Annotated in this window: 20 protein-coding genes; 11 read left to right on the top strand and 9 right to left on the bottom strand. The window is 71.1% G+C overall.

Annotated elements, in window-relative coordinates:
* Positions 1–199: 199 nt before the first annotated feature.
* From hemH to NON19_RS01610, 3 genes are read left to right on the top strand one after another with little or no spacing between them, the layout of a single operon-like run.
* Complete coding sequence (hemH, locus tag NON19_RS01600) at positions 200–1,336, top strand: ferrochelatase (RefSeq protein WP_255924687.1); 1,137 nt, start codon at positions 200–202, stop codon at positions 1,334–1,336.
* On the top strand, positions 1,333–2,703 hold the full coding sequence (hemG, locus tag NON19_RS01605; RefSeq protein WP_255924688.1) for a protoporphyrinogen oxidase: 1,371 nt from the start codon (positions 1,333–1,335) through the stop codon (positions 2,701–2,703). Before hemH ends, hemG begins: the two co-directional genes overlap by 4 nt.
* Positions 2,703–3,161: an L-2-amino-thiazoline-4-carboxylic acid hydrolase gene (locus NON19_RS01610; protein WP_255924689.1), complete on the top strand. Its 459-nt coding sequence runs from the start codon at positions 2,703–2,705 to the stop codon at positions 3,159–3,161. Before hemG ends, NON19_RS01610 begins: the two co-directional genes overlap by 1 nt.
* On the opposite strand, the gene NON19_RS01615 is transcribed toward NON19_RS01610, so the two are convergent.
* Complete coding sequence (locus NON19_RS01615; RefSeq protein ID WP_255924690.1) at positions 3,152–3,766, bottom strand: TetR/AcrR family transcriptional regulator; 615 nt, start codon at positions 3,764–3,766, stop codon at positions 3,152–3,154. The two genes, NON19_RS01610 and NON19_RS01615, sit on opposite strands and share 10 nt — an antisense overlap.
* Before the next feature lie 128 nt (positions 3,767–3,894).
* On the opposite strand from NON19_RS01615, the gene NON19_RS01620 reads away from it, so the two are divergent.
* The 4 genes from NON19_RS01620 to NON19_RS01635 are packed head-to-tail and all read left to right on the top strand — an operon-like array spanning position 3,895 to position 8,429.
* On the top strand, positions 3,895–6,090 hold the full coding sequence (locus NON19_RS01620; RefSeq protein WP_255924691.1) for an MMPL family transporter: 2,196 nt from the start codon (positions 3,895–3,897) through the stop codon (positions 6,088–6,090).
* The gene (locus tag NON19_RS01625) at positions 6,021–7,229 is read left to right on the top strand and encodes an MFS transporter (protein ID WP_255924692.1); all 1,209 of its coding nucleotides are present in this window, start codon (positions 6,021–6,023) and stop codon (positions 7,227–7,229) included. Before NON19_RS01620 ends, NON19_RS01625 begins: the two co-directional genes overlap by 70 nt.
* A 58-nt stretch (positions 7,230–7,287) precedes the next feature.
* Positions 7,288–7,926, top strand: coding sequence for a helix-turn-helix transcriptional regulator (locus tag NON19_RS01630; protein WP_255924693.1), 639 nt, complete (start codon positions 7,288–7,290; stop codon positions 7,924–7,926).
* A 32-nt stretch (positions 7,927–7,958) separates the two neighbouring features.
* A complete protein-coding gene (locus NON19_RS01635) occupies positions 7,959–8,429 on the top strand; it encodes a DUF3291 domain-containing protein (RefSeq protein ID WP_255924694.1) in 471 nt (156 codons plus the stop codon).
* An 88-nt stretch (positions 8,430–8,517) separates the two neighbouring features.
* Here NON19_RS01635 and NON19_RS01640 read toward each other — a convergent pair whose 3' ends face one another.
* From NON19_RS01640 to NON19_RS01665, 6 genes are all read right to left on the bottom strand, one after another.
* Positions 8,518–10,308 (bottom strand): IucA/IucC family protein, encoded by a 1,791-nt coding sequence (locus tag NON19_RS01640; RefSeq protein ID WP_255924695.1) that lies wholly within the window; start codon positions 10,306–10,308, stop codon positions 8,518–8,520.
* An 11-nt stretch (positions 10,309–10,319) separates the two neighbouring features.
* Positions 10,320–10,913: a GNAT family N-acetyltransferase gene (locus NON19_RS01645; RefSeq protein ID WP_255924696.1), complete on the bottom strand. Its 594-nt coding sequence runs from the start codon at positions 10,911–10,913 to the stop codon at positions 10,320–10,322.
* Between the two features lies 1 nt (position 10,914).
* Positions 10,915–12,252 carry a lysine N(6)-hydroxylase/L-ornithine N(5)-oxygenase family protein gene (locus NON19_RS01650; protein ID WP_255924697.1) on the bottom strand — a complete coding sequence of 446 codons (1,338 nt, stop codon included), beginning with the start codon at positions 12,250–12,252 and terminating at the stop codon, positions 10,915–10,917.
* A gap of 30 nt (positions 12,253–12,282) precedes the next feature.
* Positions 12,283–13,782: a pyridoxal phosphate-dependent decarboxylase family protein gene (locus NON19_RS01655; RefSeq protein ID WP_255924698.1), complete on the bottom strand. Its 1,500-nt coding sequence runs from the start codon at positions 13,780–13,782 to the stop codon at positions 12,283–12,285.
* 78 nt (positions 13,783–13,860) lie between these two features.
* Complete coding sequence (locus NON19_RS01660) at positions 13,861–14,709, bottom strand: siderophore-interacting protein (RefSeq protein WP_255924699.1); 849 nt, start codon at positions 14,707–14,709, stop codon at positions 13,861–13,863.
* Between the two features lie 32 nt (positions 14,710–14,741).
* Positions 14,742–15,761, bottom strand: a complete 1,020-nt coding sequence (locus NON19_RS01665) for an ABC transporter substrate-binding protein (RefSeq protein ID WP_255924700.1) — start codon at positions 15,759–15,761, stop codon at positions 14,742–14,744.
* A gap of 171 nt (positions 15,762–15,932) precedes the next feature.
* Between NON19_RS01665 and NON19_RS01670 the strand changes: the two genes are divergently transcribed.
* From NON19_RS01670 to NON19_RS01685, 4 genes are all read left to right on the top strand, one after another.
* Entirely contained in the window at positions 15,933–16,961 is a 1,029-nt protein-coding gene (locus NON19_RS01670; RefSeq protein WP_255925012.1) for a FecCD family ABC transporter permease, read from the top strand.
* Positions 16,958–17,989 carry a FecCD family ABC transporter permease gene (locus NON19_RS01675; protein WP_255924701.1) on the top strand — a complete coding sequence of 344 codons (1,032 nt, stop codon included), beginning with the start codon at positions 16,958–16,960 and terminating at the stop codon, positions 17,987–17,989. Before NON19_RS01670 ends, NON19_RS01675 begins: the two co-directional genes overlap by 4 nt.
* A 41-nt stretch (positions 17,990–18,030) precedes the next feature.
* Positions 18,031–18,864 (top strand): ABC transporter ATP-binding protein, encoded by an 834-nt coding sequence (locus tag NON19_RS01680; RefSeq protein WP_255925013.1) that lies wholly within the window; start codon positions 18,031–18,033, stop codon positions 18,862–18,864.
* 111 nt (positions 18,865–18,975) lie between these two features.
* Positions 18,976–19,362, top strand: a complete 387-nt coding sequence (locus NON19_RS01685) for a hypothetical protein (RefSeq protein WP_255924702.1) — start codon at positions 18,976–18,978, stop codon at positions 19,360–19,362.
* On the opposite strand, the gene NON19_RS01690 is transcribed toward NON19_RS01685, so the two are convergent.
* Positions 19,343–20,494, bottom strand: coding sequence for an ROK family transcriptional regulator (locus NON19_RS01690; protein WP_255924703.1), 1,152 nt, complete (start codon positions 20,492–20,494; stop codon positions 19,343–19,345). The genes NON19_RS01685 and NON19_RS01690 overlap by 20 nt on opposite strands.
* A 53-nt stretch (positions 20,495–20,547) precedes the next feature.
* On the bottom strand, positions 20,548–21,975 hold the full coding sequence (gene xylB, locus NON19_RS01695) for a xylulokinase (protein ID WP_255924704.1): 1,428 nt from the start codon (positions 21,973–21,975) through the stop codon (positions 20,548–20,550).
* Positions 21,976–22,093: the final 118 nt, after the last annotated feature.

The raw sequence follows: 22,093 nt of genomic DNA on the forward strand, positions 1-22,093 counted from the left end.
GAAGTTTGGACCTTAGACAGGTTGCAACTCCCTTGTCGGGCTGTCAAGTTGATGCAACAATCGCTGACTTGCCACCATTGTCCGTCAGGCGCGGCCAAATCACCGCCGCTGCCGGTGGGTTGGGAATGAATCCCGTCTTCCGGATTTGCTTCGACGTGGCGCCGGGTGGCTGGATCTCGCCTGACTGGGGGAATGTGCGATGGTGAATCAGGAGCCCACCGGAATCGTGATGATGAATCTCGGCGGGCCGCGGTCGCTCGATGACGTCGAGCCATTTCTGCGCAACCTCTTCCTGGACCGGGAAATCATCCAACTGCCGTTGCAGGAGCGGCTGGGCGCGTTCATCGCGAAGCGCCGGGCGCCGAAGGTGCGCGGCCTCTACGAGGCCATCGGCGGTGGCTCACCGCTGTATGACTGGACCACCCGACAGGGGCGTGGGATGGTCGAGCGGCTGGACGTGCTCTGTCCCGAGACCGCGCCGCACCGCTTCTACCTGGCCTTTCGCTACACCGATCCGTCCAGCGAGCAGGCTCTGCGGCAGATGGCGGCGGACGGGGTGCGGCGCGCCGTCGCCTTCTCGCAGTATCCGCAGTACTCGTGCACCACGACGGGTTCCAGCCTCAACGAACTGTGGCGCACCGCGCGGCGGTTGGGGCTGGCGGAGTCCTTCGAATGGAGCGTCATCGACCGCTGGTCGGCCCATCCGGCCTTCGTGCGGGCCATGGCGGCGAAAGTCAGGGAAGGTCTCGGCCACTTCCACGAGTCGGTCCGCGGCGATGTCGTCGTGCTGTTTAGCGCGCACTCGCTGCCACGCCGGGTCATTGACCGGGGAGACCCCTATCTTCAGGAAGTCGCGGCCACTGTGCATGATGTGATGCGGGAGATCGGCGGCGGTCATGAGTACGCGCTGTCCTTTCAGGCCGATGTCGGGCCGGTGGCCTGGCAGGGGCCGAGCACGGAATCGGTCATCCGGGCGCTCGGTGGGCAGGGACGACGGCATGTATTGATTGTGGGAATCATTTTCACCTCGGATCACCTGGATACCCTCTCCGAGATAGACATCGAGTTCGCCGAGGTGGCCGAGCAGGCCGGGGTCACCGATTTCCACCGTGCGCCCGCGCCCAATGACGACCCGGTCTTCCTGGACGCGCTCGCCGAGGTCGTCGCCGACCACCTGCGCGATGGACGCGGTTGCTCACGGCAGTTCACGCTGCGCTGCGCTGGGTGCGACAACGCGCGGTGCCGGGAGATCCTCAACCCCGCGCGGGCGCACCGCCGTACCGACCCCGGGACCGAACGGCAGCCCGCGCTGCCCGCACACCGGTCGACGCGGTGAGCCCCGACCGCCCGCATGTCGTCGTCATCGGCGGCGGCATCACCGGGCTCGCCGCGGCGTTCGACCTCCACCAGGCCTGCCAGGTAACGGTGTTGGAGGCGGCCCAAACGGTCGGCGGCAAGATCGCCAGCCACTCGGCCGACGGCTACACCGTGGACCTGGGTCCCAACGGCTTCCTGGACGGATCCGCCGAACTGCGCCGCGTGGTGGACGAGTTGGGCCTGGCCGATCGACTGCTCCCCGCGGCGGACCAGGCGCGCGACCGGTTTGTGCTGCGCGGCGGCCGACTACAGCCTTTGCCGTCCACCGCCGGGGCGGCGCTGACCAGTGCGCTGCTGCCCGCCTACGCCAAACCGCGGCTGCTCGTCGAACCGCTGGTCGGCCGGGTCGAGGGACGGGAGGAGACCGTCCACACCTTCCTGGCCCGGCGGTTCGGACGCCAGGCGGCCGACCTGCTCGGCCCGCTGGTGGTGCACGGGGTGAGTGGCGGCGACCCCCGTAAGATCAGCCTGGACGCGGCGTTCCCCCGGATCCGTGAGCTGGAGCGGCAGCACCGGGGTCTGCTGACGTTGGCCTTGCGCGGCACACCGCGTGCCAGGCTGACCAGCTTCCGTGACGGCGGGACGCGGGTGCTCGTCGACGCGCTGGCCGCCCGGCTCCGCGACGCCATCCGCACCCGTTCCCCGGTGCACCGCCTGGAGCGGCGCGACGTAGGCGGCTGGCTCGTACACACGGCGCACGACGAGATCCGCGCCGACCACGTCCTGCTGGCCGTCCCCGCCCCGGCCGCCGCGCGGCTGCTCCAGCCCCATCTGCCGCGCGCCGCCCAGTGGTTGAACGCCGTGCGCTACGCCCCGATCCGGGTCACGGCACTGGGCTACCGCCGATCGTCGCTGGCCACCGTGCCCCGCGGCTTCGGCTTCCTGACCGCGGCGGGCGAGACCACCCGGATGTTCGGCACCGTCTACAGCTCCTCCGTCTTCCCGGACACCGCCCCCGCCGACGGCGTACTGCTGCGGGTCTTCGCTGGCGGGGTCGAGGACCCGGAGCTGACCCGGCTGCCCGGCGAGGTGGTGATCGAACGGTTCCACCGGGACCTGGCCGCCCTGCTCGGCCTCACCGAACCGCCCGAGTTCACCCATGACCACGTATGGACCGAGGGCATCCCGCAGTACGAACTGGGCCACCAGGCCCGGATCCAGGGCGCGCTGGACGAACTGGCGGGCCTGCCGGGGCTGTACGCCGCGGGCAGCGCGTACCACGGCGTGGCCGTGCGGGACTGCGTGGCCGACGCCCACCGGGCCGCCGCCGAGATCCGTGCGGCGCTCACCCAGGCACCCACCGTCGCCACAGGAGGACAGCACTGATGGAGGACAAGAAGGCCCAGACCCGCCGGATGCTCAGCGAACGGCTCCAGCGCTACCTGGAACTGCGCGCCGAACACGGTGCGGACAAGGCGCGGGAGATCCTGCTGGACGGCTACCCGCAGCGACAGGCCGCCCGCATGGGACCGCTGATCAGCGGCTGCTCGCTCGCCGAGGGCATCGGCAAGGCGCTGCCGAGGTTCGAGGAGATGGGCTTCCTCGAAGAGGCGATCGACATATCGACCGACACCGAGGACGCGGTGCTCGAAGCCTGCCGTACCTGTATGTGCCTGATGGCCGCCGAGGACCTGGGCCTGGACGAGCCGCTGCCCATCCTGTGCGAGCTGGACTTCGAGGCCACCCGGCGCGCCTTCCCCGAGATGACCGTGCGGAGCCTGCGCAGGCAGACCGACGGACACCATGTGTGCGCCTTCCGCTACTCGAGGCCGCGTCAGGGCTGATCGGGCGCGAACAGGCCGGACGCCAGCAGCAGCCGCAGGTCCGCGGCGACCGTTTCCACCGAATCGGGCGATCTGAGCACCTGCTCGCGCGCCCCCGCCAGCAGGTGCATCAGCAACTCCGCATGCCGCTGCGGGCTCACCTCGGCATGGAAGACACCGTCGCGCCGCCCGTCCGTCAGCACCTCGGAGAGCAGTTGGCGCAGCCGGTCGGTGTGCTGGGTCATCCGGGTGCGGATGCTGGGGCTGATTCCGGCGGCCTGGAACTCCAGGGCGCGGGAGCGGCGTTCGGGGCGGGCGAAGTACTCCAGGTGCGTCCCTATGAAGGCGGCCAGCCGCTCACGTGGTCCGGCCGCCTGCTCCAGCCGGTCGCACAGGTGCCGGTAGAACAGGTCCACCTCGTCCTGCACCACGGCCAACAGTACGCCTTCCACATGGCGGTAGTAGTTGTAGAGCGTCGCCCGGGACACATCGGCCCGCTCGGCGATCGCCGCCATGGTCGTGTTGGCCAGGCCCTTCTCCACCGCGACCGAGATCGCCGCCTGTTTGATGCGCGCCCGGACCTGCTCCTTGTGCTCGGCCACCACCTTGTCCCAACTGGAAACCATGACACCCCTTAGACAACTTGTCAGTCTGTTGGCGATCCGTCTACGCTTTCCATCGAGCGTCGAACCGGAACAGCGTGCAGCGTAGGCCGTTCGTCGGGGGAACGCGACGAGAGGCGGAGGCAGGCGAAGTGAGTTCGCGCTTAGGCACGGGCCGATTCGGGTTGGTGCTGTGGGCCGTTGTGATCGGCTGGCTCGGTGTGGCAGCCGTACTCGGGCCGCTCCAGGGCAAGTTGACGAAGGCGGAGAGCAACGACAACGCCGCCTTCCTGCCGCGCTCCTCGCAGTCCGCGCGCGTCGACCAACTGCTCACCCAGCGCTTCGCGACCGGCGACGCGCTCCCCGCCCTGATCGTCTACCAGCGCCCCACCGGCCTGACCCCCGCCGACCGCAACGCCTTGGTGGCGGACGCCGCCCGGCTGCGCGGCCTGCCCGACATCGGCCGCCCGACGCTGCCGTCACCCGGCTCGGCCAAGGGGGCACCACGGCTGTGGTCCGCCGACGGCACGGTAGCGGTCACCGTGGTGCCCGTGACCGCGCACGGCCTGAAGGTCCGCCAGGCAGTCGACGCCATCAAACGCCGACTGCGGACGGTCCCGGGCCTGCGCACCTACGTCACCGGCCCGGCGGGCATCAGCGCGGATGCCATCAGTGTCTTCAGCAGCATCGACTTCCGGCTGCTCGCGGCCACCGTGGCACTGGTCCTGGTACTGCTGCTGGTGGTCTACCGCTCGCCCGTCCTGGCGTTCGTGCCCCTGCTCGTGGTGGGCCTGGCGTATGTGCTCGCCTCCGGCCTGGTCTATGTACTGGCCACGCGGGGCGGGCTGTTGGTCAACAGTCAGGCCACCTCGCTGATGCTCATCTTGATGTTCGGCGCGGGAACCGACTACTGCCTGCTGCTGATCGCCCGCTACCAGGACGAACTGCGCCGCCACAGCTCCAGCGCGGCGGCGATGCGCGCCGCGCTGGGCAGGGTGTGGGGCTCGGTGTTCTTCAGCGGCCTGACCGTCATCGCCTCTTTGGCCGCGCTGTTCGCCACCCGGCTCGGCTCGACCAGGGTGATCGCCCCGGTCGGCATCATCGGCGTGGGCTGCGTGCTGCTGGCGGCGTTCACGTTGCTTCCCGCGCTCCTGGTGCTGCTGGGCCGCCGGGCGTTCGGGCGGCGGCGCCTCGACGCGCAGGAGCGGTCGGGCGGTTGGGAGCGCATCGCGCGGGCCGTGCTCACCCGCCCGTGGTGGGCGGTGGCGGGCACCCTGGTACTGCTGGCCGTCGGATCGCTCGGCGCCATCCGCTACACCGACGATGTCAACCTGCTCAACGCCTTCCGCGCGCACACCTCTTCGGCGGCCGGATACCAGGCCATCGCGCACGCCTTCCCGGCGGGCACGGCGGCGCCCACCACGGTACTGGTGGAGCGTACCGGCGGCCCGCTGCGCGAGTCCGACCTGGCGGCGGCCAGCACGGCGCTGCGCCCGGTCCGGGACATCGCCTCCGTCGCGCCGCTGCCGGTGCGCTCCACGGACGGGCGGATCGGCGAGCTGCGGGTCGTGCTGGACGTCGACCCGTACGGTAGCGCGGGACTGGCCAGGCTGGCTGACATCCGGCACCGGCTGTCCACCCAACTCCCCTCCGGCACCAGGGCGTTGGTGGGTGGCGACCCAGCGGTGCAACTGGACACCAAGTACGCCGCCGACCACGACCTGCGGGTCGTCGTACCGCTGGTGCTGACGATCATCCTGGTGATCCTCGTGGCACTCCTGCGCGCGCTGGTCGCCCCGCTGTACCTGATCGGTACCGTCGTCGCCTCGTTCTTCGGCGCGTTCGGGATCTCGGTGTTCGTCTTCCGCGTACTGCTGCACCAGCACGGCATCAACCCCGTCGAGCCCACCTTCGCGTTCCTGTTCCTGGTGGCGCTCGGCGTGGACTACAACATCTTCCTGATGGCCAGGGTCCGGCAGGAGACCCGAAGCCACGACACCCGTACCGCGGTGGCCGTCGGGCTGCGCGCCACCGGTTCGGTGATCACCAGTGCCGGGGTCATCCTCGCCGGTACCTTCGCGGTGCTGATGGTGCTGCCGCTGGTCATGCTGTTCCAACTCGGCTTCACCGTCTGCGTCGGCGTGCTGCTGGACACCTTCCTGGTACGGACCGCACTGGTGCCCGCCCTCACCCATCTGCTGGGGGAGCGTTCGTGGTGGCCCGGCCGGACCCTGACCACCCAGCCCACCACGACAGTTCACCGGGAGCCGACACAGCCATGGCCCAGACAGTCACCGAAGGAAGCGGGCAACGGCCCGTCGTCGCCCGCGCCGCGTGGCGGCAGCTAGCGGCCTGCACCGCGGTCGCCACGCTGCTGCAACTCGACGGCACCATCGTCACGGTGGCACTGCCCTCGGCGGGCGGTCACTTCGGCGCCACCGCACAGGGCCAGTCCTGGGTGCTGACCGCCTACTTCGCCACCTACGCGGCTGGACTGCTGCCCGGCGGCCGGATGGTGGAGCGCTTCGGGCCGCGCCGCACCGCGCTGCTCGGGCTGGCCGTGTTCGCCGCCGGAACGCTGATGGGCGCGCTGGCCGGATCCCTCGCCGTGCTCATCGCCTCCCGCGTGGTGCAGGGCGTCGGCGCCGGGCTCGCCAGCCCCGCCGCGCTCACCGGCGCGGTCGGCGGCTTCCCGGCCGAGCGCCGGGGGACCGCGCTGGGCATCTGGGGCGGCGCCTCCGGCCTGGCCAACCTCGTCGGGCCGCTGCTCGGCGGACTGCTCACCGCGGGCTGGGGCTGGCGGGCCAACTGGTGGACGCTGCTGGCGCTGACGCTGTCGGCGGTCGCGGCGGCACTCGGCTGGGTGCGGATCGCAACGTCCGGGCCGTCGCGTGCCGCGGACGGCCCGATGCGCACCGCGCGAGCGGCGTCGATCACAGCGGCGCTCACCTTCGCCATGATGATCGGCACGTTCTTCGCCATAGAGCAGTACCTGCAACAGGCCGCGGGCTACGGTGCGTTGACCGCCGCCGCGGCGCCCATGGTGCTGGCCCTGTTCATCGGCGCGGCCAGTCCGGTGGCCGGACGCACCACCGACCGGTACGGGGAGCGCGGCCCGGCCCTGTGCGGCTTCCTGGCCGCCGCGGTGGTGTTCGGCGCGTACGCGCTGCTGCCGCCGCACGGCCCGCTGATGGTCCCCGGCGGTGTGGTACTCGGTTTCGCGCTCGGCCTGCTGTTCCCCGCGACCTCGCGCGCCGCCCTGAACTCCGTCCCCGACGCCCTGCACGGCCGGGTCTCCGCCCAACTCTCCGCCGGTCGCCTACTGGGCGCCGCCGCGGGCGTGGCCCTGGCTGGTCTGTCCTTCCGGCAACACGTCACAGCCGACCGCCTGCACTGGATCCTTCTGGGCGGCGCGATTCTGGCCCTGGCGGGCGTGGCGGTGGTGGCGGCGGGGTTCCACGGCGCGGGGAGTCGGGGGGATGGGTAGACCCATGACGACTGCTCGGCGCTGCTTGGGTGACTCCCATCGGTCATAGAATCGCCGCGTGACCGCCGAGGACTCCGCATTCGCAGTGTTGGGCATGCTGGGTGATCCCGTGCGCCGCCAGCTCTATCGACACGTCGCCGCTGCCCCGGGCGAGGTAGGGCGCGACGCGGCCGCAGAGGCAGTCGGGATTTCCCGGTCGCTGGCCGCCTTCCACCTGGACAAGCTGGTCGAGGCCGGACTGCTGACCGTGTCCTTCCGGCGGCTGTCGGGGCGCAGCGGCCCCGGGGCGGGGCGGCCCGCGAAGGTGTACGGGCGTGCCGAGGGTGAGCACACCGCGTCCGTGCCGCCCCGGTCCTACGACGCCGTCAGTCGGCTGCTCGCCGAGGTGGTGGAGAACGCAGGCTTGGACCGGGAACTGCACGCCGCGGCGAAGGCCGCGGGGGCGGCGCACCCGGACGCGGTTGCCGGCGATCTGGTCGAGGTGCTGCGGGCGCGCGGCTACCAGCCCTTCTGGGACGGGGAGACGCTGCGGTTGAACAACTGCCCCTTCCACGCGCTGGCGGAGGAGTTCCCTGCCCTCATCTGCGGGATGAACCTCGCGCTGATCGAGGGCCTGGCGACCTACCAGTGGTCACCGGCGATGGAACCGTGTCCCGGCGGGTGTTGCGTGGCACTTTCTAAAAACAAATCTCATTGACTATAGAAGTTGGGCCGGGCCATGCTGGGCACATGACTGGCTTTCACCTCGCGCAGGTCAACGTCGGCCGCATGGTCGCCCCGCTCGACGGCCCCGAGTTGGCCGACTTCGTCGCTCAACTGCCCGAGATCAACGCCCTCGCGGACGGCAGTCCCGGGTTCGTCTGGCGCATGGTCGACGACGGGGGCGCGGACGCGACCGCTTTCCGACCCGACGACAACGACGACATGCTCCTGATCAACTGCTCGGTCTGGGAGTCGGTCGAAGCCCTGCGGAACTTCACCTACCACACCGACCATCTCCGCGTGCTGAGCCGTCGCCGCGAGTGGTTCCATCGCATGGCCGAGGCGTACCAGGCCCTGTGGTGGATCCCGGCCGGTCACCGCCCGAGCGTGGCCGAGGCGATGGAGCGGATCGCCATGGTGCGGGAACATGGCCCGGGACCGCTCGCCTTCACCTTCCGCGACCCCTACCCGGCGCCAGCCAGAACCGCGCAAGCCTAGGGTCCGCCTTGCCGACGCGGACCCACCCCGGGCGGGGCCGCGGCCTTCCCCGCTCCGGGCCCCGGGGACGACGGGATGCGGGGTCTCGTCAGGTTCGGGCGAAGCGCGCGATCGGGTTCTTCACGGTGCCGACGAGTTGGAGCGCCCCGGTCGGGTCCTGCAGATCGACCATCCGCCGGTTGTCGCGCAGCTGCAACCGGTTGAGGCAGGAGAGTGCGAACTCCCCGCAGAACAGGTCGTACCGCTTGAACCGCTCGGCCAAGTGCGGGTGTGCCGACTGGTATTCGGCCACGCAGTCGGCGACCGTCGACCAGAACGTGTCCTCGTCCAGCGTGCCGTTCACGCTGAGGATCCCGTTGAGGAAGCGCAGGAAGCAGTCGAAGACATCAGTGAAGAGCGACAGCGTCCACAACTCCTCCGGCACCCGCGCGCGGATCCGCTCGACCTCGGGCGGCAGCGGGGTGTCCGGGTCCATCACCACGATCTCCTCGGCGATGTCCTTGAAGATCACCCGCTGGACGGCCCCGCCATCCAGCACCAGGATGACGTTCTCGCCGTGCGGCATGAACACCAGGCCGTAGGCGTAGAAGCAGTGCAGCAGCGGGGTGAGGTAGGCGTCCAGATAGCGGCGCAGCCAGGTCGCGGCGTCGAGTCCCGACTCCTCGATCAGCGCGGCGGTGAACGAGCCCCCGCCCCGGTCGACGTGCAGCAGCGAGGCCATGGTGGCCAGTCGCTGACCGGGCGCCAGCTTCGGCACCGGGCTCTCCCGCCACAGCGCGGCCAGCATCTTCAGGTACGGCGAGCCCTTGGCGGACGTGGCGGCGTACTGCCTGTGGTGGTAGCCGACGGCGGCCCGCTCCCGGAGCACGGCCAGACCGGTTCGCTGGAGCACCTCGTCCTCGGCGACCAGTGCGGCCAGCCAGTCGTTGATCGCCGGAGTGGCCTTCATGTACTCGGCGGAAAGGCCGCGCACGAAGCCCATGTTGAGCACCGACAGCGCGGTCTTCACATAGTGCTTGGACGGGTCGGAGGTGTTGAAGAAGGTGCGGATCGACTGCTGGGGCAGATAGGTGTCGTCACCGTGGCCGAGGCAGACGATGTTGCGCTGGGCGACCTCGGCGGCGAACGTCACCGACAGCTTGTTCCACCACTGCCAGGGGTGGACCGGCATCAGGTGGAAGTCACCGAGGTCCAGGCCGAGTTCGGCCATCGTGGCGGTGAACCGCTCCAGGGTTGCCTCGCCCAGCTCGGAGCGGATCAGTTCGTCGTAGTCCAGGTCGGCGCCGACCGAGAACGTCGACCGGTCGCGCCGGGCGGCCAGCCAGATCAGCCGTACCCCGTCCGCGGCCTCGGGCGCGTACGTCAGGTACTCGGGCGCGCCGAAACCCAACCGGCCGTTGTTGGCCACGAAGCAGGGGTGGCCCTCGGTCATCCCGGCCTCGATCCGCTGGAAGGGGGCCTTGGCGAGTTCCGCCGAACCGACCGGTGGCTGGGAGAGTTTGAAGGCGCTGCTGGCCAGTGTGCTGCTGATCTCCTCCAGGTAGACGGGGAGGACCTCCTGGTCCAGGTGGAGGGTCTCGCGCAGTTCGATGAACAGGTCCAGTGCGTCCAGGGGGAGTTGGGCGCCACCGCGGTGCCGGGTGATGGAGTCCGGGTCGATCCACCAGTGGTCCAAGGTGAGCAGCCGGGCGGTGAAGCGGTACTCCACCGTGCCGTCGTCGCTGGTGACGGTGTACTCGCCGGACTCCTGCCGTCTCGGGGCCAGCAGCCGTTCGTGGGAGAACTCGGCGAGGGCCTTGCGGACCAGCGACCGGTTGGCGCGGCTCCACAGTTCGGGTGTCAGATGCGCGACCACGTCGCGCGGGGTGTGGTTGTGCATGGCGCTCCGGTTCACTGCGTGGCTTCGGCAGCCACGGTGGCGGCGCCCTCGCGGGCGGCCAGGTACTGCTGACGGGTACAGGTGCTGAGATGGGCGTGCTTGTCCGGTAGCGCGATGGTCCGCACGACCCGGAAGCCCACCGCCGCGTTGAGCGCGTGCACCGCGTGGTTGCGTATGTCCGGCTCGACCACGACGCGCTGGTTGGCGGGGTCGCTGAACAGCAGCTCCATCACGGTGGTGAGGACGGCGCGGGTGAAGCCGGGGATCGGGGTGTCGGTGGGCGCCACCAGGAAGTGCATGCCGACATCGCCGGGCCGGACGGCGTACCGTCCGGCAAGTTCGCTGTGCGTGGGATCGTACCGCTCGACGAGGAACGCCGGGCGGTCCTCGTACAGCCCAAGCAGCGCGTCATGGTGCGGATCGGCGTCGATCGCCTCGAACTCGCGGCGCACATCGGCCGGTTGGGCGTCCTGCATCATCCAGAAGACGGACTTGGGGTGGGTGACCCAACGGTGCAGCAGCTCGGTGTCGGTGGCCGGGTCGACGGGGCGGACGGCGAACCGCCCGAGCCGCTCGTCGGTACGGTTGAAGACCACGTCGGTCATCTCAGGCCACGCCTCCTTCAGCGCCGACGGGAGCGCCGAACTCCTGGAAGGCGATGGACTTCTCCACCCGGTAGTGTTCCCGGCCCAGCAGTTCGCGGATGATCCACGAGTTGCGGTAGGCGCCCATGCCCAGGTCGGGTGCGGTGATGCTGTGGGTGTGCGCCGCGGCGTTCTGGACGAAGATCTCGTTCCCGGCGGTGTCGACGCTGTAGTTGCGGCGCACCGCGAAGCGGCCCTGGTCGTCCCAGACGATCCGGTCGCGTACCGGGGCCAGGAAGTCCGGCGCCTGGTAGCGGTAGCCGGTGGCCAGCACCAGGCCCTCGGTGGTCAGGGAGAAGTCCCGCCGCTGCTCCTGCTGGCGCAGGCCCAGGGTGTACGTACCGCTCGCCGCGTCGTAACCGGCGTCGGTGAGCGCGGTGTTGGTGATCAGCCGGGTCGGGCAGGGACCCTTGAGGTTCTTCTGGTACAGCAGGTCGAAGATGGCGTTGATCAGGTCGGAGTTGATGCCCTTGTAGAGCGGCTTCTGCTCCACGGTCAGCCGGTCGCGGGTGGCCTGCGGCAGGGCGTGGAAGTAGTCGATGTACTCCGGTGAGGTCATCTCCAGGGTGAGCTTGGTGTACTCCAGGGGGAAGAACCGCGGGGAGCGGGTCACCCAGGTCAGCTCATAGGCGCGGGCGTCGATGTCCTGCAGCAGGTCGTAGTAGATCTCGGCGGCGCTCTGGCCGCTGCCGACGATGGTGATGCTCCGCTTCTCCTGCAGCGATGACCTGCTGTCCAGGTAGCGGGAGTTGTGGATCAGATCGCCTTCCAGGCCGCGGCACGGCTCGGGGATGTGCGGGGGCGTTCCGGTGCCGAGCACCAGGCGCCGGGCGCGGTGCACGGTGCGCTCGCCGGTGGACAGCACGATGGCGTGCACCGCGTACAGCCCGTCGTCCTCGTGGTACTCGACGCTGGTCACCTGGTGGCCGAAGCGCAGGTTGTCCAGCTTGCCGGCCGCCCAGCGGCAGTAGTCGTTGTACTCGCTGCGCAGCGGGTAGAAGTTCTCCCTGATGTAGAACGAGTACAGGCGGCCCGATTCCTTGAGGTAGTTGAGGAACGACAAGGGCGAGGTCGGATCGGCGAGGGTGACCAGGTCCGACATGAACGGGGTCTGCAGGGTGCTGCTCTCCAGCAGCATTCCGGTGTGCCAGTTGAAGCCCGGTTTGCTCTCCAGGAACAGTCCGGTCAGCTCCTCGATCGGCTGGGTCAGACAGGCGAGGCCGAGGTTGAAGGGGCCGAGGCCGATGCCGATGAAGTCGTACGGCCTGCTGGGATCATGGGGGGTGGGGGGCGTGGCCAAGGGTCTCTCCGGTCCGGTGGGTCGGGTGGGTCAGCTGGCCAGGGCCTGGCTGGGTTCCGCGTGCTCGGACAGGTAGCGGTGGGCGTGGTCGGCGAGCAGGTCGAGGACGTGCGCTATGTCCTCCAGCGTGGTGCGGGGGTTGAGCAGGGTGAACTTCAGGTAGTGCCGTCCGTCCACCACGGTGCCGGCGACCACGGCCTCGCCGGAGGCGGCAAGTGCCTCACGGGCGCGTAGGTTGGCCCGGTCGCACATCGCGGGGGTGGCGCCTTCCGCCGGGGCGTAGCGGAAGACCAGGGTGCTCAACTGGGGTTCGGTGACCACCTCGAAGCGCGGGTCGTCGCCCAGCAGTTTCCACGCGTCGGCGGCGAGGTCCACCACGTCGTCGAACAGCGCTCCCACACCGTCGGCTCCCATGACGCGCAGCGTGAGCCACAGCTTGAGCGCGTCGAACCGCCGGGTGGTCTGGATGCTCTTGTCCACCTGATTGGGTATCAGGTTCTCGGCGGCCCTGACCGGGTTGAGGTAGTCGGCGTGGTACGTGGCGTGGCGCAGCGTCGAGCGGTCGCGGACCAGTATGGCGCTGGAACTGACCGGCTGGAAGAAGGACTTGTGGTAGTCGACCGTCACCGAGTCGGCACGCTCGATGCCGTCGAGCAGATGGCGGCGCCGGTTGGAGACCAGCAGCCCGCAGCCGTAGGCGGCGTCCACGTGCATCCAGGTCCCGGCTCGCTCGCACAGCTCGGCGATCTTCGGTAGCGGGTCGATGCTGCCGAAGTCGGTGGTGCCCGCGGTGGCGGAGACCGCCATCACCACCAGGCCCTCGTCCCGGCAGCGGTCCAGCTCGGCGGCGAGCGCGTCGGTGCGCATCCGCCGGTTCTCGTCGCAGGGTACGGGGAGCACGGCCTCGTAGCCGAGGCCCAGTAGGGCGGCGGCCTTGGCGATGCTGAAGTGGCCGCACTCGGAGGCGAGGACACGCAGCCGGGGCAGGATCTCCGCCTTGCGCAACGGAGTCGGCGAGTGCTGTTGCGCGGTACGGCAGGCCTCGTCGCGGGCGAGCAGCATCGCGTGCAGGTTGGACTGGGTACCGCCGCTGGTGAACACGCCGTCCGCGTGCTCGCCCAGGCCGATCCGCTCCGCGGTCCAGTCGATCAGCCGCCGCTCGATCAGCGTGCCGCCATAGCTCTGGTCCCAGGTGTCCAGCGAGGAGTTGACCGAGGAGATCACCGCCTCGGCGAGCACCGCCGGTATCACCACCGGGCAGTTGAGGTGCCCGAGGTAGCGGGGGTGGTGGAAGTACACCGCGTCCCGCAGGTAGACCCGCTCCAACTCCTCCAGTGCGGCGGTCGCCTCGCCCAGCGGCTGGTCCAGGTCGATCGCGGATATCACGGGAGCCAGCTGCGCCGGGGTCACTCCGGTCAACGGTTTTCTGGTACGGGTGAGTTTGTCCGCCACCCGCTCCACGCCCTCGGTCACACAGCGCCGGTAGTCCTCGGCCGTCAGGTCGTTGAGCAGGTGCGACGTGAAACTCATGATGTGTCCTAGCGTCAGGTGTCGGGGGGGTCGGGGGTCCAGCCCCTGGGAGCGCGGCCCCCGCGAGGGAAGAAGTCGTCAGTCCTCGGCCGCGGCCGTGCCCGAGACGGCCTCCGCCAGCAGGTCCTCCTCGGTCGCGCCGCGGCGCCAGTAGCCGGTGAACTTCACCGCCCGGCGGTCGAATCCGCGCATCCCGACCAGATGGCGGCGCAGCGCCCGTACCGCGCCCGCCTCCCCGGCGATCCACGCGTACGGTGTGCCGTCGGGCAGTTCGGCGGACCGTACCGCCGCCAGCAGCGGATCGTCCGCGGCGTCCCGGACCAGCCAGACGATGTCGGCGTCGGCCGCGGTGGGCAGTTCCTGCCGGTCGGCGGCGTGGCCGACCTCGATCCACACCTTGGCCCTGGTGCCGGGCGGCAGCCAGTCCAGGATTCCGGCGATCGCGGGCAGTGCCGTCTCGTCGCCGGTGACCAGCACCCAGTCGGTGCCCGGCGGCGGCCGGAAGTCCACCCCGCCGTTGTCCTCGACGACCGGTCCGAGAGCCGTCACCCGGTCACCCGGCACCGCCCGCTGCGCCCAGCGCGAGGCCGGGCCGGTGCCGCCGTGCACCGCGAAGTCCACGTCGAACTCCTGCTGTTCGCGGCGTTGTTCGCGCACGGTGTACGAGCGCATCACCCCGCGCACCGCCGGATCCATCGCCCGCCACTGGGCGAACCAGTCCTCGTGGGTGGGCACCAGGGGGGCGTCCTGGCCGGGGTGCGGCAGGAACAGTTTGAACCGCTGGTCCCGGCCGCCGGAGGTGAAGTGGGCCAACTGCTCGCCGCCGAAGGTGACCCGGACCATGCCGGGGCCCAGCCGCCGGGTGCGGGCCACCCGCAGGTCGAAGAAGCGGAACGGAACGGCGGTCGTGGTGGTCGCGGTGGTCATGGGGTCCCTCCCGAAAGGTGAGTCGCGTCGGTTCAGCTGACCTTCTTGGCCTGCCGTACGGCCGTCGCCAGCGCCTCGACCGTCGGCGCGCACCCCGCGTACGACATGCGCGGCTCGCTCTGCCAGGGCAGCACCTGGTTCGTCTTGACGGCGGGCAGGTTGGTCCAGGCGGGCTTGCCGGTGAGGAAGCCGGACTGGGCGGCGGCCGTGCGGCTGTCCAGCAGGATCACGTCGGCCGGGTACTTGTTGGCGTTCTCCCAGCTGAGGTTCTCGAAGAAGCCGCCTTGCACCTTGTCCGGCTGCACGAAGTCGACGCCGAGGGAACGGAAGTAGGACAGGTCGGGGTAGACCTTCGGATCACAGACATAGAGCAGGTCGGCGCTGGCCGAGGCGGCCATGACCTTGATCCGGCCGCTCGCGTTCGCCGCGCCGCGCAGCCGCTCCGCGGCCGCCTGGAAGCGGGCCTTGGCGTCGGTGACCTTCTTCGCCCTGGTGTCGGCACCGAGGGACTCGGCCAACTCCATGTAATGCTTGAGGGGTTGGGGCAGCGGCACCCTGCTGACCGTGATGCCGACGCTGGGCGCCAGCTTGCCGATGGTGTCCTTGCTCTGGTCCGGTACGAACCACAGTGCGCCGGGCTGGAACATGTTGGTGACCAGCAGGTCCGGCTCCAGTGCCGCGTACTTCTCGATGTCGAACTCGCCGTAGGCGTTGCCGATGACGGTGAGCCTGCCGATGTCCAGGTCGCCCGCCATCGGGTCGGGCTTGCCGTCCTTGAGCCTGGTCGGCCCGAAGACTCCGACGATCTGGTCGCCGAGGCCGAGGTCGTGCAGGGCCGCGGCGGCGCCGGTGTAGGCGACGACGCGCTTCGGACGGGAGGCGGCCGTCACCTTCCGCCCGCGGTCGTCGGTGAAGGACCAGCCGTCACCCCCGCCCGCGGACGCCGAACCGCTCCTGGCCCCGCAGGCGGTCACCAGGGCGCCGAGGCCGAGGGCGCCGCCCGCGGCGAGCAGGCCGCGGCGGGAGAGGTCGGCGGACGGGGAGAAAGGCATGGCGGAACTTCCTTCATCGGTGGCGTCATCGCGTACGGCGTGCCTGACGACGCCGGTGATCGAGATCGATGTTAGGTTAACCTAACCTAAGTCACTGTCCAATGGGGGGCGGCCGCCGCTCCCCGGTCGCACCGGAGCACCTACGTGTCGGTCACCAAGTCACCGCAAGCCATGGGAGGTTCGACGGCTGCACCGTCGCCCGGTATACGACCGCCCGGCAGACGTGGCGCACTGCGTGCCGCGGGGCTCCTCGGCGCCCTGCTGCTCCTGGCGGTGGTGGCGGCGCTGAGCCTCGCGCTGGGCGCCAAGCCGCTCTCGCTCTCTCAGGTGTGGCACGGCCTGTTCGACCCGGGGGACGTGGTGGTGCACCGGATGCGGTTGCCGCGCACCGTCCTCGGGTTGGTGGTGGGGGTGGCGCTGGGTCTCGCCGGTGGCGTGATGCAGGCCCTCACCCGCAATCCGCTGGCCGACCCCGGGCTGTTGGGGATCAACGCGGGCGCCTCGGCCGCCGTGGTCTCCGTCATCTCCTTTCTGGGACTGTCCAGTTTCACGGGATACATCTGGTTCGCCTTTCTGGGGGCCGCGCTGGTCTCCGTCCTCATCTACGCGGTCGGCGGAGGGCGCGGCGCGACCCCCGCGCGGCTGGCGCTGGCCGGTGCGGCGGTGAACGCGATGCTCTACTCGTACGTCAGCGCCGTGGAACTGCTGGACACCGCGTCGCTGGACAAGATGCGCTTTTGGACCGTGGGCTCCCTGGGCGCCGCCCAACCCGGCACCGCCGAGCGGCTGGCGCCGTTCGTGGCGGTCGGCGCGGCCGCCGCCCTGGCGCTGGCCCGGCCGCTGAACGCCCTGGCCCTCGGCGACGACGCCGCGCAGGCGCTGGGCGCCCGTCCGGCCCGCGTCCGGGCGGCCGCCATCGTGGCCGTCACCCTGCTGTGCGGCGCCGCAACCGCGGCCTGCGGGCCGATCGTGTTCGTCGGACTGATGGTGCCGCACCTGGTGCGCTCGCTCACCGGACCCGACCTGCGCTGGCAACTGCCGTACTGCGCACTGCTCGCGCCGGTGCTGCTGCTCGGCTCCGACGTACTGGGCCGGGTCCTGGCCCGGCCCTCCGAAGTCCAGGTGGGCATCGTCACCGCGGTCGTCGGCGGACCGTTCTTCCTCTACTTCGTGCGGCGGAACCGGGCGGTGCGGGCATGAGCGTGATCCGTACCACCGGTGGGCTGTCCGTCGCCTACCGGCCCAGGGCGCTGCTGGTCGGCACCGGTTGCGCACTGCTCGCGCTGGCGGTCGGCGTGCTGTCGCTCGGCAGCGGCGAGTACCCGATGAGCCCGACCGCCGTACTGCGCACCCTCGTTGGGCAGGGCGCGGTGGCCGACACCTTCGTCCTGGAGCAACTGCGTCTGCCGCGCGTCATCACCGCGCTCCTGGTCGGAGCGGCGCTCGCGCTGGCCGGTGCCGTCTTCCAGTCCCTGGTGCGCAACCCGCTGGGCAGCCCCGACGTACTGGGCTTCACCCAGGGCGCGGCCACCGGGGCGCTCACCGTGATCGTGCTGATCGGTGGCGGCGGCGCGGCGCTCGCGGGCGGCGCGGTGCTCGGCGGGGTGCTCACCGGCGCGGTGATCTACGCGCTGGCCGCACGGCAGGGCGCGCACGGTTATCCGCTGATCCTGGTGGGGATCGGGGTGGCGGCGATCCTCACCGGCGTCAACGGCTATCTGCTGACCCGGGCGCAGATTCCCGACGCGGCCCGTGCGGTGCTGTGGCTCACCGGCTCGCTGGACGGACGCCAGTGGAGCGACGTGCTGCCGCTCGCGCTGGCCATGGCGGTACTGCTGCCGGTGGTGCTGCTGGGTTGCGCCCGCCCGCTACGGGTGCTGGAGATGGGTGACGACGCCGCGCACGGCCTGGGCGTGCCGGTGCGCCGCACCCGGATGGCGCTGCTGGGCTGCGCGGTGCTGCTGGCCGCCTTCGCCGCGGCGGCGGCCGGACCGGTGGCGTTCGTCGCGCTCACCGCGCCACGGCTGGCCCGGCGGCTGACCCGGGCGCCCGGGCCGAACCTGGTGCCGTCGCTGTGCGTGGGCGCCGCGCTGATGGTCAGCGCCGACTTCGTCGCCCAACGCCTGCTCAACGGGCACCAGTTGCCGGTGGGCGTGGTGACCGGGGTACTGGGCGGCGGCTACCTGGTGTGGCTGCTGGCCACCGAACGCAAGCGGGGGCGGATTTGAGCGGGAACGTGAACAACGGACAACGCGAGGTACCGAAGAAGATGGCGCAGACCGGAACACGACTGAGCGGCAGCGCGCTGACCCTCGCCTACGAACAGCGCACGATCGCCGAACACCTCGATGTGACCGTGCCCGACCACTCCTTCACCGTCATCGTCGGCCCCAACGCCTGTGGCAAGTCAACCCTGTTGCGCGCGCTGTCCAGGACACTGAAGCCGTCGGACGGAACCGTGCTGCTGGACGGGCAGGACATCCACACCGTGCCCGCCCGCAAGGTGGCCAGGACCCTCGGCCTGCTGCCGCAGTCGTCCATCGCACCGGACGGCATCACCGTCGCCGACCTGGTGGCCCGCGGCCGCTATCCGCACCAGGGCCTGCTGCGCCAGTGGTCCACGGAGGATGAGCGGATCGTCGCCGAGTCGATGGCCGCCACCGGCGTCAGCGAACTGGCCGACCGCTATGTCGACGAACTCTCCGGCGGACAGCGGCAACGCGTGTGGATCGCCATGGCGCTGGCCCAGCAGACCCCGCTGCTCCTGCTGGACGAGCCGACGACATACCTCGACATCGCCCACCAGATCGATGTGCTGGACCTGTGCGCCGAACTCCACGCCGAGCAGCGCCGTACGCTCGTCGCCGTACTGCACGACCTCAACCAGGCGGCCCGCTATGCCACCCATCTGATCGCCATGCGCGCGGGCCGGGTGATGGCCGCCGGTGCGCCCGGTGACATCGTGACCGCCCAACTGGTCGAGGAGGTCTTCGGCGTCCCCTGCCGCGTCATCGACGACCCGGAAACCGGCACCCCGCTGGTGGTTCCCGCGGCGCCCCGGCGTTCGAGCGCACCGGCCGAGCCCACCGCGGCTGGCCGATAACAACCTGTGACCACTGGTAGCGGATGTGCGCCGGCGCGAACCCTTGGTAAACAGAGTCAGGCTCACGAGAAGCCAGCCGGGAAACCTTTGAAAAACCAACGAGGAGCATTCATGCGCCAGCGCGCAATTCGCTTAGGGGTAGCGGCGGTTACGGCACTCGGCGTGTCGGCGGTACTGGCGCCGAGCAGCTACGCCGCCGCTCCCGAGCGGTGCGGGAAGGGCGACTTCTGCCTGTTCAGCGGCCCGCACCAGACGGGCGACGTGCTGTACAAGCTGGACGCGAAGGTGCGCAGGACGACGTTCACCTTCCCCGATGCCGACGCGCTTTCGCTGCCCAGCGGCCCGCGTTCGGCGTACAACCCGATACCGGACAGCTTCGGCTGCGTCGTGCGGCTGAACGACCGGGCGCACTTCGCCGGTGCGGAACAGGAAATCGGCGGCGGCGACTCGGAGTTGTCCGGTGCGCCGGTGGCCTCCATCACCGTCGACTGCGGCTGACGGTCAGTTCGGCGGGGTCCTCGATGATGCGGCGTATGGCGGCCATCCCGGCACCCAGCAGCGGACCCCGCCGTCCCAGCCCGGAGACCAGCAGCGCCTTGGGCGGCCAGCGGCGCAGCGCGCGGGCCGTCAGCTCCCGGCGCATCCCCGGCAGCAGCCAGTCGCCCAACTCGGCGTAGGCGCCGCCCAGTACCACCGCCTCCGGGTCGACGAGATTGACCGCACCGGCGAGCGCCGTGCCCAGCGCCTCACCCGCCCGCTCCAGCGCCGCCAGCGCACACCGGTCGCCCTCCCGCGCCCGGGACGCGAGCCGCCGCACCGCGTCCTCGCCCGCCGCCAGCCCGGCCTGCCGCAGCACCGCCTCCTCGCCCGCGTACTGCTCCAGGCAGCCGCGCGCACCGCACGCGCACACGGGACCGTCCGGGCACAACGGCACATGGCCCAACTCACCCGCGAACCCCCGCGCGCCGCGGAACAACCGGCCGCCCACGACCAGGGCGGCACCGATGCCCTCGGCCGCGGAGACATGGATGAAGTCGGATGTCCCCGTGCCGTGCCACAACTCGGCCAGCGCGCCGAGGTTCGCCTCGTTCTCCACTTCCAACGGCAGCCCCTGGGCGCACAGTCCGGACGCGGCCACATCGCGCCAGCCCAGGTTGGGGGCGGTCGCCACGGTTCCGGGCGCCTCTCCGACGAGTCCCGGTACCGCCAACACCGCGGCGACCGGGCGCAGTCCCGTCCCCTCCGCCTCGGTGACGGCCCGCCGGGACACCGTGGCGAGTTCGGCCAGCACCTCGTCCGCCGGACGGTTCCGGTTGTCCGCCGCGACCCGCAGCCAGCCCCTGACCTCACCGCGCAGATCGACCACACAGGCGCCCAGATGACCGACCCCGACCTCAAGCCCCAGCCCGGCGGGACCGCGCTCACTGAGCGCCAGCGCCCGGCCTGGGCGACCGGCCCGGCCGCTGGGCAGCGAGCCCAACTCGGTCAGCAGGCCAGCCGTGTTCAGCTCCTCCACCAGACTGGAGACGGCGGCCCTGGTCAGTCCGGTGCGCCCGGCGATCGCGGCCCGGGACAGCGGCCCGTGCGCGGCCACCGTGGTCATCACCAGTGCCAGGTTCTGCCGCCGCATGTCCTGCTGTGAGGCGGCCCGCCCGGACCGTGCGGGGGGTGCCCAGCCGTGGGTCACGGTGTGGGACCCGCGCTGAGCAGCGGTCCGGCCGCGCGCAGCGTCTGCCTGATCCGCTCCAGCGTCTCGGTGTCCCGTGGCACCGGCTCCAGCAGCATCCCGGCCGCGGTGCCCCACCGCCGGGCCACCGCGTCGGGCTCCTCACCGGTGAGCAGCCCGGCGGCCTGCGCGGCGGCGCCCAACGCCACCAACTCCCGCGCGGCGGGCACCCGTACCGGCCGCCCCGACAGCCTGCGCACCGTCTCCCGCCATGCCGTGCCCCGGGCGCCGCCACCGACCAGCAGCAGCGGAACCGACGGATCGACCGGTTCGCCACCGGCGCGCAGTACGTCGTCAACGGCCGTCAACAGCGAGTACGCCGCGCCGTCATAGGCGGCCTGCAGCAACTGGCCGCCACCGGTGTCATGGCGCAGCCCGTGCAACAGGCCCGACGCGTAGGGGAGGTTGGGGGTGCGCTCGCCGTCCAGATACGGCAACAGCACGGTGGTGCCGCCAGGTTCGACGTCCTCCCGGTCCCGGTCCAGCAACGCCGCGATCCGGTCGACGGCCAGCGTGCAGTTGAGGGTGCAGGCCAGCGGGAGCCAGTCGCCGCGCGCGTCGGCGAACCCGGCGACGGTACCGGAGGGGTCCCGCGGCCTGCCCCGGGTGACCGCGTAGACCGTGCCCGAGGTGCCCAGGCTCACCACCGGCACGCCCGGTCGCAGACCAAGCCCCAGCGCCGCCGCCATGTTGTCACCGGTACCGGCCGCGACCAGCGCACCCTCCCGCAGCGGTGCGCCCGCCCTGACCGTCCCGGCCGCCACGCCCGGGGCCAGCACCTCGGGCAGCAGCGCGCGGCCCAGCCCGACCCGGCGCAGGATGTCCTGGTCATATCCGTCCGGGGTCCACCAGCCGGTGCCCGATGCGTCGCCCCGGTCGGTGACCGCGGCACCGGTGAGCCGCTCCGTGAGGTAGTCGTGCGGCAACCGCACCGCGGCCACCCGGTCGGCGGCCTCCGGCTCGTTGGCGCGCAGCCAGGCCCACTTGGCCACGGTGAAGGCGGCGGTGGGGGCGCTGCCGGTGCGCCGCGCCCACCACTTCGGCGTCAACTCCTCGACCAGGGCGTCGGCTTGGGGCGCGGAGCGCACATCGTTCCACAGCAGCGCGGGACGCACCGGCACGCCCCGGGAGTCCAGGGCCACCAGGCCGTGCTGCTGCGCGCCGATAGAGACGGCCGCCGCCTGGTCGGCGTGGCCGGTCCGCCGGACCGCCTCGGCGAACGCGCGCCACCACTGCTCCGGATCGCTCTCCCGGGCCGCTCCGGTGCTCACGGTGTGCGGGGCGCGCCCCTCGCCCAGCACGGCACCGGTGTCCACGTCCACGGCGACCGCCTTGGTCGCCTGGGTGGAACTGTCCACGCCGACGACCACGCGCTGTACGGCCATCGCTGCCTCCTCGCGCACCCGTGCCGCAACCCGCCGCCGCGGGGCTTCCTCGCGGCGCCCGCGCATACTAATTTGTTTGCCGCCCTTACGAATAGGGGTGGCGCCGCTTCCTCACCTC

The sequence above is a fragment of the Streptantibioticus rubrisoli genome, assembly GCF_024436055.1.
Taxonomy (GTDB): domain Bacteria; phylum Actinomycetota; class Actinomycetes; order Streptomycetales; family Streptomycetaceae; genus Streptantibioticus_A; species Streptantibioticus_A rubrisoli.